The sequence below is a fragment of the Acinetobacter sp. BIGb0196 genome, assembly GCF_011759595.1.
In the GTDB taxonomy this organism is placed as follows: Bacteria; Pseudomonadota; Gammaproteobacteria; order Pseudomonadales; family Moraxellaceae; genus Acinetobacter; species Acinetobacter guillouiae.
The window spans coordinates 1,020,764-1,032,857 of sequence record NZ_JAAOZA010000001.1; the positions used below are offsets into that span (position 1 = coordinate 1,020,764).

The 12,094-nt window shown below is 37.6% G+C and carries 11 protein-coding genes and 1 tRNA gene; 7 read left to right on the forward strand and 5 right to left on the reverse strand.

The genetic code is table 11. From position 1 onward, the window contains the following. Window positions 1-252: 252 nt before the first annotated feature. Window positions 253-717 (forward strand): hypothetical protein, encoded by a 465-nt coding sequence (locus tag FHR28_RS04660; RefSeq protein ID WP_004717330.1) that lies wholly within the window; start codon window positions 253-255, stop codon window positions 715-717. 113 nt (window positions 718-830) lie between these two features. On the opposite strand, the gene FHR28_RS04665 is transcribed toward FHR28_RS04660, so the two are convergent. Further along, on the reverse strand, window positions 831-1,370 hold the full coding sequence (locus FHR28_RS04665; RefSeq protein ID WP_004717328.1) for a DOMON-like domain-containing protein: 540 nt from the start codon (window positions 1,368-1,370) through the stop codon (window positions 831-833). A gap of 11 nt (window positions 1,371-1,381) precedes the next feature. After that, window positions 1,382-1,705 (reverse strand): ribosome assembly RNA-binding protein YhbY, encoded by a 324-nt coding sequence (yhbY, locus tag FHR28_RS04670; protein WP_004717326.1) that lies wholly within the window; start codon window positions 1,703-1,705, stop codon window positions 1,382-1,384. Window positions 1,706-1,903: 198 nt separating this feature from the next. Between yhbY and rlmE the strand changes: the two genes are divergently transcribed. The 5 genes from rlmE to FHR28_RS04695 all read left to right on the forward strand — a co-directional run bounded on the left by rlmE (window position 1,904) and on the right by FHR28_RS04695 (window position 6,379). Then, entirely contained in the window at window positions 1,904-2,554 is a 651-nt protein-coding gene (gene rlmE / locus FHR28_RS04675) for a 23S rRNA (uridine(2552)-2'-O)-methyltransferase RlmE (RefSeq protein WP_004717323.1), read from the forward strand. 179 nt (window positions 2,555-2,733) lie between these two features. Further along, a complete protein-coding gene (ftsH, locus tag FHR28_RS04680) occupies window positions 2,734-4,623 on the forward strand; it encodes an ATP-dependent zinc metalloprotease FtsH (RefSeq protein WP_004823226.1) in 1,890 nt (629 codons plus the stop codon). 131 nt (window positions 4,624-4,754) lie between these two features. Then, a complete protein-coding gene (gene folP / locus FHR28_RS04685) occupies window positions 4,755-5,609 on the forward strand; it encodes a dihydropteroate synthase (RefSeq protein ID WP_004717318.1) in 855 nt (284 codons plus the stop codon). 159 nt (window positions 5,610-5,768) lie between these two features. After that, complete coding sequence (locus tag FHR28_RS04690) at window positions 5,769-6,083, forward strand: DUF5713 family protein (protein ID WP_004717317.1); 315 nt, start codon at window positions 5,769-5,771, stop codon at window positions 6,081-6,083. 219 nt (window positions 6,084-6,302) lie between these two features. Continuing rightward, window positions 6,303-6,379: transfer RNA gene (locus FHR28_RS04695), tRNA-Met, on the forward strand. A gap of 129 nt (window positions 6,380-6,508) precedes the next feature. Here FHR28_RS04695 and FHR28_RS04700 read toward each other — a convergent pair. The 3 genes from FHR28_RS04700 to FHR28_RS04710 all read right to left on the reverse strand — a co-directional run bounded on the left by FHR28_RS04700 (window position 6,509) and on the right by FHR28_RS04710 (window position 10,079). Continuing rightward, window positions 6,509-7,552 (reverse strand): hypothetical protein, encoded by a 1,044-nt coding sequence (locus FHR28_RS04700; protein ID WP_004717314.1) that lies wholly within the window; start codon window positions 7,550-7,552, stop codon window positions 6,509-6,511. Window positions 7,553-7,557: 5 nt separating this feature from the next. After that, on the reverse strand, window positions 7,558-9,183 hold the full coding sequence (locus tag FHR28_RS04705) for an NAD+ synthase (RefSeq protein ID WP_004717311.1): 1,626 nt from the start codon (window positions 9,181-9,183) through the stop codon (window positions 7,558-7,560). Between the two features lie 386 nt (window positions 9,184-9,569). Continuing rightward, window positions 9,570-10,079 carry a hypothetical protein gene (locus FHR28_RS04710; RefSeq protein ID WP_166782035.1) on the reverse strand — a complete coding sequence of 170 codons (510 nt, stop codon included), beginning with the start codon at window positions 10,077-10,079 and terminating at the stop codon, window positions 9,570-9,572. A 777-nt stretch (window positions 10,080-10,856) separates the two neighbouring features. Between FHR28_RS04710 and FHR28_RS04715 the strand changes: the two genes are divergently transcribed. After that, window positions 10,857-11,813, forward strand: a complete 957-nt coding sequence (locus tag FHR28_RS04715; RefSeq protein WP_034612484.1) for a metal-dependent hydrolase — start codon at window positions 10,857-10,859, stop codon at window positions 11,811-11,813. The last annotated feature ends 281 nt before the right edge of the window (window positions 11,814-12,094 follow it).

A 12,094-nucleotide genomic window follows, 5' to 3' on the forward strand; every position in this document is an offset into this window, starting at 1 on the left:
AGGCTTACTAAATCCTACCCTCCTCTTGTCTGCTCGCTTGTAACTTAACAGCGCATTATACGCATGAGCCTCTCGAAAGTCTATTTTATTTCGAGGGATAATCTAAGATAAATACCTTGCTATTTAGCATTAATTCTGCTTTTAAAGTGAATTGTTTGAAATTGTAAGTATTTAAATATTGTCAGACAAATCAAAATCTAAAATTTATCCTTTCAATGTATCTTATTGACTCACATTCCAGGGGGAATCAATATGACTATATCTAAAGAAACTGTTACAAATAAAGTAACAAAAGAGACTGCGGCTTTGAAAGAAGTTGTAACTGAAACTACAGAAAGTTTAGAGAAGTTAGGTAAAGAAGCGCAGCAGAAAGTTGCTGAAGCGGTTACCGAAACTAAAACTAAACTTGAAGCAGAATCAGAGCAATTAACTGAGCAAGTTCAAGATCAAGTACAAAACTTTAAACAAGATTTGGTGCAACGTCTTGATGTGATCAAATCACAATTTTCAACTTCACAAAAAGATTTGGTTGAATTGGCTGATTTCTTAAAATCTGAATTAAGCATTTTAGTGAAAGAGTTAACTGAAGTTGGTAAAGAAATTCGTGAAGATGTTTCACAAATTTCGAGCAAACATAAAGTACAGTTAACTGAAACTTTAAAGCGTTCAAAAGATCATACTTTAGAAGTTTGGAATAAAGTAACAACAAAACAATAAGATATGTAAAGCTTATGTTTTGAGGAAAGCCATTTCTAAGAAAAATGGCAATAAAAAAGTGAGGCTAGTTGCCTCACTTTTTTATTTTCAATCACAGTTTACATAAGCGTATTTTAAAATGTATGTAACCAATCACGTTTATTGTGAAAGTCGGCCTGTTGGCCACTGTGTTGCATGGCAAAGAAATGTTGACCTTGCGTGGTATTTAAAACAGCGCTTAAACCTAAAAATAAGTCTGACCATTTTAATTTATTGGCAAGCATGAACTCGCTAAGATCTATGCTGACATTTAATCCATAATGCGTACGCTTTAACTGATTTAATTCAATGTCATAAGCAGCGACTGGCGGCATATTTTCAGGATAACGATATTCTTCAAATTGGTAAGCTTGCCAAGCTTGAGAAGGGGATAGATTAATTTCACGATAATAATCTTCACCTTGCACACCAATAAAAATCTCAAAACAGGTATTTTCCCAAAGGAAATCCTGACGTGGATTTGCTGTAACCAGTTCAGGATAAATTATGAATTGATTGGGATCTCTTAACCAATAACCGACATTGAGTGTATATGGGCTAATTTGTTCAATCGCACCAACTAGGGAGATACTTTGAAAACGACGATCAAATGCATTCAGTTCGAAACTTGCCATGAAAATAAATCTTAATTTGAAAGATGAGCGTGGCGAACTAAATTAGACAATTTTGGATTTTGTTTCGCAGCTTTTTTATAAAGCAATGCAATTTTACCAATTGTTTGAACAACTTCCGCACCAGTGACATTGGCAATTTCAGTAATCGTTGCAGCACGTGCTTCGCGGTCTTCACCTGTAACCTTGACTTTAATTAACTCGTGATCATTTAAAGCACGGTTTAATTCTTCAACGACACTTTCAGTCAAGCCTTTATCGCCAAGCATTACAACAGGGTTTAACGCATGTCCGATTTGACGTAAACGTTTACGTTCTTGGATAGATAGAGCCGCCATAAAAGATAACCTAATTTTAGAAACGACTTAGTATAACAAAAGCCATATCACTACGCTGTAAATTCTGTAGAAATAATCGATGAAGCTTATTCAAAAAAACATATCAATATCTGTCGATTTAAATCAATATGAATACTGCAATGAGAATTTTTTTCACGTACAATCAGAAGTTAGTTATCGGTTTAGATCAAGAGAGTTATGGCTACACGCATTACCAACCAGAAGTTATCCAAAAGTAGTCGTGCGTGGATGAGAGAGCATTTAGATGACCCTTTTGTGAAAAAAGCACAAAAAGAAGGTTACCGCGCTCGTGCTGCATATAAACTTCTTGAAATTCAAGAAAAACACAAAATGATTAAACCAGGGATGACCGTGGTTGACTTGGGTGCTGCGCCAGGAAGTTGGTCGCAAATCGCAGGTAAACTGGTCGGTGATAAAGGTTTAGTGATTGCTTCAGATATTTTAGAAATGGATGCTTTACCTGATGTTACTTTCTTACAAGGTGACTTTAGAGAAGAAGAAGTTTTCGAAAAATTGTTAAATATTTTAAATGGACGCACTGTAGACGTTGTAATTTCAGATATGGCCCCCAATACATCAGGTAATAGGGCTGTAGATCAACCTCGCCAGATTTACTTGTGTGAACTTGCGTTAGATTTTGCCAACAAGGTTCTTGGACCAAAAGGGCAGTTTTTAGTTAAAGTTTTCCAAGGCACTGGTTTTGATGAGTTCCGAAAGCAAGTCGTGGATAGTTTTGATGTGTTAAAAACAGCAAAACCAGCTGCTTCACGTGCACGTTCAAAAGAGGTTTTTTTAATTGGACAGGGCCGTAAAAAAGTTTCGCAATAGCTGGTGTTTTTGAGGTATGTTCATTCTTCGTAATGAATTGCCAACAAATGCTTGCCAAGTTGTTAAAAATTGTGCATTTTGTACCTTTTTAACCTTTATTGCGAAATTCATTACTCGCTTTTTGTTACGATCAAGCAAGATTGAGCCTGATCAAAATAGTTATATATGGGAATAAAGCTTTGAGCGATTACTTCAAAAATGCCGTATTGTGGCTGGTCATACTGGGTGTGCTGATCTTAATCTTCAGCAATCTCAGTGACCGCAGTAAGCCTTCTGCGATGAATTATTCAGAATTCGTCACAGCGGTGAATGCTGGTCAAATTAGTAAAGTCACAATTGATGGTGAAAGAATAAGCGGCGAAAAAAAGAACGGTTCGAACTTTGAAAGTATTCGCCCAGCAGTTCAAGATCCTGAATTGATGCCTACACTCATCAAAAATAACGTTGTTGTTGAAGGTACTGCACCTCAACGTCAAGGTTTATTGATGCAACTTCTCATCGCAAGCTTTCCTGTGCTTTTAATTATTTTATTGTTCATGTTCTTTATGCGTAACATGGGTGGTGGTGCAGGCGGTAAAAATGGTCCAATGAGTTTTGGTAAATCTAAAGCAAAAATGCTTTCAGAAGACCAAATCAAAGTGACCTTTACCGATGTTGCTGGTTGTGATGAAGCAAAACAAGAAGTTGTGGAAATCGTTGATTTCTTGAAAGACCCTGCAAAATTCAAACGCTTAGGGGCAACAATTCCTAAAGGCGTATTGATGGTTGGTCCTCCAGGTACAGGTAAAACTTTACTTGCGAAAGCGATTGCTGGTGAAGCCAAAGTTCCATTCTTTAGTATTTCAGGTTCTGACTTCGTTGAAATGTTCGTTGGTGTTGGTGCATCTCGTGTGCGTGACATGTTCGAACAGGCGAAACGCCATGCACCATGTATCATCTTTATTGATGAGATTGATGCAGTTGGTCGTCATCGTGGTTCAGGTACAGGTGGTGGTCATGATGAACGTGAACAAACACTCAACCAAATGCTTGTTGAAATGGATGGTTTCGAAGGTAATGAAGGGATTATCGTCATTGCTGCAACAAACCGTGCGGATGTACTGGATAAAGCATTACTTCGTCCGGGGCGTTTCGACCGTCAAGTGATGGTGGGTCTGCCAGATATTAAAGGTCGTGAACAGATCTTAGCAGTGCATTTGAAGAAACTTCCTTCGGTAACAGGTGTTGATCTTAAAGTATTGGCACGTGGTACACCTGGTTTCTCTGGTGCGCAATTGGCGAATCTTGTGAATGAAGCTGCATTGTTTGCTGCTCGTCGTAACAAGAACACCGTCGATATGCATGACTTTGAAGATGCAAAAGATAAGATCTACATGGGCCCTGAACGTAAGTCGATGGTGATCCGTGAAGAAGAACGTCGCGCGACTGCATATCATGAAGCAGGTCATGCCATTGTTGCAGAAATTCTTCCAGGGACTGACCCTGTGCATAAAGTAACAATTATGCCACGTGGTTGGGCTTTGGGTGTAACTTGGCAGTTGCCAGAACATGATCAAACCAGCCATTACAAGTCTAAGATGTTGAATGAACTTTCAATCTTATTCGGTGGTCGTATTGCAGAAGAAGTTTTCATTGATCAAATGTCAACGGGTGCTTCTAACGACTTTGAACGTGCAACCAAAATGGCACGTGCGATGGTGACCAAGTATGGTATGTCAGACAAAATGGGCGTGATGGTCTATGAAGATGAAAACCAGAATGGTTTCTTCGGAAATGTCGGTAGCCGTACGATTTCTGAAGCAACACAACAACAGGTTGACCAAGAAGTACGTCGTATCTTGGATGAACAGTATCGTGTTGCGCGTGATATTCTTGAAAATAACAAAGATATTGCACATGCAATGGTAAAAGCCTTGATGGAATGGGAAACGATTGATCGTGATCAAATCCGTGACATCATGGAAGGTCGTGATCCTCAGCCACCTAAGGTTTATGTTGCTGAAAATCCAGTGCTTGATGTAACACCTACAGATGGTCCATCAACACCACCACCATTACCAGCGACCTGATCAGTCAGTGAATAAACAAGAGCCTCAATTGAGGCTCTTTTTTTATACGAAAAAATTCACAGATGAAAAAAAATCACTGTGCTATTGATTTGAATTGTTAAACTAGCCTGAATTGAATACGGAGAATTGACATGCAACTGATGCCACTACCCAAGCAAATTTTGCAATGTGGGCGTTTAAGTCTGGATTTATCACAAGCACATGTCATGGGTATCTTGAATGTCACTCCTGATTCATTTAGCGATGGTGGGAAGCATGATCAAAAAGATCAAGCTGTTGCTTATGCCAAGCAAATGATTGCTGATGGTGCGACAGTGATTGATGTTGGCGGTGAATCTACACGCCCGGGTGCATCTGTAGTCGAGATTGCCGAAGAAATACGTCGTGTTGTTCCTGTGGTTGCTGAATTAGCCAAATTGGATGTCATTATTTCAATAGATACCTCACAGCCCGGAGTCATTCGTGAGGCGGTTAAGGCTGGTGCACATATTTGGAATGATGTCCGTGCCTTAACTCGTCCACATGCCTTAGAGACTGCTGCAGAGCTCAATATCCCTGTGATTATTATGCATATGCGAGGCGAGCCAACCACAATGAATCATCTTGACCAGTATGAAGATGTTACTCAAGAGGTAATTGCTGAATTACAGCAACGCGTAGATGATGCACTACAGGCAGGAATTCACCCTAAAAATATCATGATAGATCCTGGTTTTGGTTTTGCTAAAAATGCGCAACAAAATTTAAAGCTTCTCAATGAGTTTTATCAACTGAACAACATGGGTTATCCAATTTTATCAGCCTTATCACGTAAGCGCTTCATTGGTGAAGCTTTAGATGGTGCAGATGCCAATCATCGTGCTGTAGGTAGTGTTGCTGCACACTTGCTCAGTATTCAACAAGGCGCGTGTATGGTGCGTGCACATGATGTAAAAGCAATGTCGGATGCAATTAAAGTATGGCAAGCCATGCGCTCTGCAATTTAATGATGAATGATCAATAGCCTCTAATATTGTTTGATCTTTTTTTTAAATTTAGATCATCTACATCTGAAAAATTAATCAGTTAAATTGCCTGATCAATTTGGTGAATTGTATGGTTTGTGTTATATAAGCGCGTGAATTGCTGTTTTATTTTAGGTTGCAATGTTTAACGATCTACTTCTCCCAATGTTCGATGATGAATATTATCCAGATATTCTAGTTGCTGAGGTTAAGCAACTTATTGAAAATTTTGCTAAAAAAGTGGCAAAAACCAGCTTCAGTGATGCAGAAATTTATTCTATGGCAAAACTGACTGTGACTGAAATTAATGAAATGAAGCCACAGTTTGAGGATCTTGATTCTTCTTTGGATGGTACTGCAGCAGATTATATTGCTGAAGCAATGATGATGGTGGTACAAGACCAAGGGTATCTTGATATTGAAATGGAAGAGCTTGTTGCAAATAGAGAGTGGTAAGCCACTCTCTTTTTTTGCTATCGATTTTTAGAGATAAATAGGGGAGAGAGCTTAATTCCTTACTTATTTACGATACTTATTAAGCTGATTTTTTCGATAAAAACATAAATATGTATTAATTTTAAACATTTAAATATCAATTGCTTAAAGTATGATCATTGGTGTGTTTCAATGCTTGACGTAGGGTAGATAACTTTAGATAATGCGCACACAGTTTATGGCTATGTAGCTCAGTTGGTTAGAGCACCGCACTCATAATGCGGGGGTCACAGGTTCAAGTCCCGTCATAGCCACCATTTTTATAGACCATGCTCACTGCATGGTCTCTTTTTTTGTGCATCATCAAAAGATCACTAGATACAGATAAAAATTATCATCGTGCTATGAATATTTAGAATACTGAAAAAATCCAGTTGAATATTTGATTAAGCTTTTTCTGCTAAATAATTTTCTATAAATCTTTGTGTTTGCGTGTCAAGGTAGAATGGCGCAATCAAGGATTGAATGATCTCATCCAATAAGCCATGTTGATCCAAAGCACCTAGTGTATGTGGAATAAAACGATCAGCTTCGATAAATAAATCGTTTTGATCTAAGCCAACAGAGTGTAGTAATTCTTGTAAGCTATATTCCCCAAAGTATTCATAAAATGCTTCAACAACATTTAAAATAACCTGTTGCATATATTCTGTTTGACGTAATTCTTTCCAAGTTTCATAAACAAGAATAAAGAATTCCTCAAAATCAATGGATTGAACTTGAGAGAAAGCCTCTTTTAATGAGCGTTGCTTAACTTCATTCCAAACATGTGTAGCGATATCTGCCAGGTCTTCATTAGGCAGTAGAATGATATTGCTGAGTTGGCTACGGATAGCAGTTGCGAGTTGTTGTTCTAATTTAAGCTCAATATTGTGATGTTGATCTTGAATAAAGCTGATGACTTTAGCGCCAATACGGTTATGTTTCACTGTGTATTGACGTAGCTGGTTGAGCCAAGGGGTGTTGCTTTCTAAAATCTGATTGGCAAGCTGTAGGCTAACCTGTTGAATCTGCGGGTTGTGCTGTAAGTTTTCTTGAATATAGTCTCTTAATTGTTCTAATTCTAAGATTTTAAACATCCACAGTTCAAAAGATTCATCTGAGAGTAGATCATTGAAAATGGTTTGACTATGAATGGCATATTGATGAATTTTTTGAGCGACGACACCGATAAATTCAAGAATATCTGCGCCTAAATTCAATTCAAAAGCATATTTTTGCACTACAGACTGGAGTTGCTCAAGTTGAATCACATTTTTTAAAAGGATTTTGTCTGCATTTTGATAGGTTTGGGAAATAAAATTTTGAATAAATTGCGGATTTTTTTGATCTAAGAGTTGTTTTTTAATAAAGCGAACTTGCTCAAGCAATAATGCTTGAGCAAGTTCCTGAGCAAAGCTCGAAGGTGGAGGTGAATTATTCACATTCACGAGGCTTATACACCTGCTTTCCAGCCATTTACAATCGGATAACGGCGTTCACGGCTAAATGCGCGTGAGCTGATACGTGGTCCAATTGAACCTTGACGACGTTTGTATTCATTGCGGTCGACAAGCTGAATGACTTTTTCCACGATTGCACGTTCAAAACCTTTGGCAATGATGTCTTCTTGGCTTTGTTCTTCCTCAATATATGCATATAGAATGGCATCAAGTACATCATAAGCAGGTAAAGAGTCTTGGTCTTTTTGATCAGGACGAAGTTCTGCTGATGGTGGACGAGAAATAACCCGTTCAGGAATCACAGGCGTTTCAGAAATACTGTTACGGTACTTAGCCAATTCAAAAACAATAGTTTTATAAACATCTTTGAGTACAGCAAAACCACCTACCATATCGCCATACAGTGTGCAGTAACCTACAGAAAGCTCAGACTTATTGCCTGTTGCAAGCACAAGGTTACCAAACTTATTGGACAAGCCCATAAGCAATGTACCACGTGCACGCGCTTGAAGGTTTTCTTCGGTTGTATCCGCAGGTGAGTTACCAAAGAATGGGAACAAGGTCTGCATAAAGCTATTTACGATAGGATGAATTTCGGCAATACCAAAAGTAACGCCCATGCGTTTTGCTTGTTCAGTTGCATCTTCCACACTAATTTGTGATGTGTAGGTATAAGGCATCATCACGGCTTGAACTTTATCTGCACCAATCGCATCAACTGCAATTGCCAAGGTTAAAGCTGAGTCGATACCGCCCGATAGTCCTAAAATCACACCAGGGAAACCAGAGCGTTGTACATAGTCGCGTGTTGCTAAAACCAAAGCTTGATAGATCTCAGCCATAGTGTTTAATGCTGGCGCAGCTTCAACCACTTGATAGGCTTTATTTTCTATTTGATAGTCAGCAAAGTAGAGATCTTCTTTAAAGCTTGGTGCTTGTAGTGCAACTTCACCTGAATGGTTAATAACAAAACTGGTCCCATCAAAAATGAGATCATCTTGACCACCCACTTGGTTGATATAAACCACATTGAGATGGAGCTGTTTTGCCAACTCTTTTAATGTTTCGATACGATGTTGCGGTTTGCCGACTTCATAAGGTGAAGCATTCAAGACCAAAACACTTTCCACATTGAGTTGAGCAAGCTGTTGAACTGTATTTAAAGACCATACATCTTCGCAAATCAGGACCCCGAACTTATGACCTAAGTACTCAAATACAAGATGTTGATGTCCTTCATTAAAATAACGCTTTTCATCAAAAACGCTGTAATTAGGAAGATTTTGTTTGTTGTAGACCCCTAAAACTTGTCCATCTTTCATCACTGCAGCAGCATTGTAGCGTTGACCATCGTCTGTAAGATTGGCAAAACCAAATACCATCACGATGTCTTTAACAGTAGACAGTTTCTCGAAAGCTTGTGCAGTACGCTTTGCTAGGCTTGGGCGTAAAAGCAAATCTTCGGCAGGGTAACCGATTATAGAAAGTTCAGGGAAAACAACAATTTCAGCATTCTGTTTTTTTGCATCATTGGCTTGTTCAATCATTTTTTGAACGTTCGACTCAATATCACCAATGAATGGAGAGAATTGCGCGAGAGCAATTTTAAAACTTTTCATTTAAACCAAATCCTATTCCAATAGGGTAATTTATACACAAGTTGTTGATTTTTAAAATGTAGTTATTCAACATATGTGTATAGATATCACAGAAATTGCCAAAGGGCGAAACTATAAAATCATTAAAAAATCATCAAAATCTTTATTTTCTTGCAAGGCAAAAATTTCAGACATTGAGTATTTTAACTAAAAAAACGTCAGAAGCTAGTAATTCATCAAGTTTATTCAATACACCATCAATGACCTCATGAATTTAGTGTATTTTTTTTATAGAAACTAGTGATTTTTCATTATTTTTTGAATTTTATATTGGAAAGGATTAGCTTTAATTTATTTTTGTGAAATACATCACTTAAATTGTTTAAATTTGCATCAAAACAAGGGACTTAAATAGAATGATTGGCTGAATTTTTATCCAGAATAATATTTTCAATTCGATTTAAATAAATATCTTTGGCAATATCGCCTTGTTGCTCAATATTGTAATCGAAATAAGCTTTTCCTTGAATGAGGGTGTAGCGATAAGGGTTATATTTACCCAAACTCAGGTAAAGTGCGGACTGTAAAATCGCCCCTTTAAGTAATACATTTTCATGACGCTGATATTGATAAACATGAGCCATTTCATGAATAAAAACAGCTTGGTAACCCAAGCTCATACAGGAAAAGTCTTCACAATAGTCTGCATCTTTTAAGTGAATATAACCATTGGGCGCCATCAAAATACCAACAGGCTGCCACGGTAAATAAGGATGATTCATCACCTTGACTTGGCTGTAGTCAATTAAATCTCCAAATACACTTTGGCTAATACGAATTTCACCCTCCGTCAATTTACGATACTTGAATTGATCCAATTGAAGAAGCTGTACAAAGCGCCAAATGAAATTGAACATTGTTTTATTTTGTGCTGTGTAAAAAGTACATCATGAAGTTTAGCACTGATTCGGTGTGACCCAAAGATTAACTGTGACCCAGATACATCACGATAAAAAAGCTCTCTATTAGGGTCTGTTGACAATTCGTCTACGTTTGCGACTATGAGTGATTTTTAGATGATACAAGGCACGAAATATGAAATTTAGTCATTCTAAATAAATAGTTCGTAACGATGTAGCAGCAAAAAACACTCTAGTCCCCCGCTGCGCCTTGCGCTGCAAACAAAGCAGTGCTTTGTTCTTGCTCAGGGTTGTGGCTAAAATTATCTCAGTCTGCGTTATAAAACTCGAAAATAGTCTCGCTATTCTCATGCATGCTTTACGACGTATACGTCTCATGCTCAATTTTAGCCTACAACGCAAGCCATTTATGAAATGTCAACAGACTCTATATATATGTGCTGACATGAACCTTTTCTTGTTGCCTGATTTCACTAATGTTGCACATCCCTGGTTAGGGTTCGGTACACCCAAAATTTAAATCATGATTTAAGCCAAAGCTAATGACTTGTCCGCAAAGGTCATTATTTATCAGTAGAGGCAAGCTCAGGCCTTATTTGTCAGACACTTTATTGAATAGTCATAAATTGCCAATGGATTGACCTGAAATGTCAGTGGTATTTGAATCCAGATGACTTACTTTTCCAACATAAATAGGATTTTTTACTTGAAATGTGAATTTGAACTGGTTTTCAGTCAAATCCTTGATCCCTAAATAAACAATAGGTGCTTCATATGTTACTTGCTAAGCCTGTCAAAAAAGTGTTTGCAAAAGCTTTTCCAAGTCGATTGCCTAATTTAAAAGATCAGATTGCGAATATCCCGATTCGTCACTTCAATTTTAAATTTAGCCCAGATGAGTTGGATGTTAAATTTTTTATGCAAAAAGAGTGGGCGACTGCTTATTTTGCCGCACTGTCAATTTTTTTGACCTATGGTGAAGAGTTGGTGATCGAAACCGCACGACATCATCGTGATCAAATACAAGACCCTGTTTTAAAACAGCGTCTAACCAGTTTGATTGGGCAAGAGGCAATTCACTCAAAAGTCCATGAAGAATACAATGAAACCATGATTCCAAATAATTTGCCTGTGCAGTTATATCGGTTTTTAGCAGAACAGGTTTTTAATCATACTTTTTTAAAATTCCCACAACCTTTAAAGCTTTCAATGATGGCTGGGATTGAGCATTTCACCGCTGTCTTTGCTCAATATGCCATGACTCATCAAGACATCTTTAATCATTCTCTTGATGAAAAAACACGTGCTTTATGGTTATGGCATATGCTGGAAGAGTCTGAGCATAAAGATATTGCTTATGATACTTATCAAGTGCTTTCTGCAAATTATCCATTACGAATTTCAGGATTCTTTATTGCGTTGATTACTTTGGGTCTAGGCGTAGGTGCTGGCGCATTGATGTTGCCATTTTTACGACGTCCAATGAATAGCTTTAGTCTAAGTTTTTGGAAAGAGGCAAAGGGCAGTTGGGATTTATTATTTAGTCGAGACAATGGTGTTTTTGGTAGCAGTTTAGGCCATATTTTTGATTATTTGCGTCCAGACTTTCATCCTAATGATCATGATACAACTGAGCTTTTAGAATATTTCAAAAAAGAATTACTTGATCCTGAAACAGGCACACTCACTCCTTATTTTGTTAAAGCGTTTACCCCTGCTTTACGGATGTAATTTTATTCAATCTTAGCATTCAAATTTTCTATTCAATATAAAAATGATGTTGTAGATCGATACTGAGCTTTTCCATCAATTTTTGAAGGAAAAGCTTTTTTTTAAAAGCTGTGATTTTAACCAAGCACTTTATAAAAATTGTTTTTAAGGGACATTCTTTATCAGTGGAGGCAACTCTTAAAAGTGATTGTCTGACAATTATCTAAGGTTGTCATAATTTGCAAACCGAATGAATGCATGTGCCAATGGTAATTGACAAAGCATGTCGTAATTTTTAGCCA

What these genes read in the sequence shown, in the direction of transcription:
- yhbY (WP_004717326.1), bottom strand. Translation starts at nt 1,705, where the DNA reads ATGGCGGCTCTATCTATCCAAGAACGTAAACGTTTACGTCAAATCGGA.
- FHR28_RS04660 (WP_004717330.1), top strand. Translation starts at nt 253, where the DNA reads ATGACTATATCTAAAGAAACTGTTACAAATAAAGTAACAAAAGAGACT.
- FHR28_RS04710 (WP_166782035.1), bottom strand. Translation starts at nt 10,079, where the DNA reads ATGTTCAATTTCATTTGGCGCTTTGTACAGCTTCTTCAATTGGATCAA.
- FHR28_RS04705 (WP_004717311.1), bottom strand. Translation starts at nt 9,183, where the DNA reads ATGAAAAGTTTTAAAATTGCTCTCGCGCAATTCTCTCCATTCATTGGT.
- FHR28_RS04715 (WP_034612484.1), top strand. Translation starts at nt 10,857, where the DNA reads ATGTTACTTGCTAAGCCTGTCAAAAAAGTGTTTGCAAAAGCTTTTCCA.
- rlmE (WP_004717323.1), top strand. Translation starts at nt 1,904, where the DNA reads ATGGCTACACGCATTACCAACCAGAAGTTATCCAAAAGTAGTCGTGCG.
- folP (WP_004717318.1), top strand. Translation starts at nt 4,755, where the DNA reads ATGCAACTGATGCCACTACCCAAGCAAATTTTGCAATGTGGGCGTTTA.
- FHR28_RS04665 (WP_004717328.1), bottom strand. Translation starts at nt 1,370, where the DNA reads ATGGCAAGTTTCGAACTGAATGCATTTGATCGTCGTTTTCAAAGTATC.
- FHR28_RS04690 (WP_004717317.1), top strand. Translation starts at nt 5,769, where the DNA reads ATGTTTAACGATCTACTTCTCCCAATGTTCGATGATGAATATTATCCA.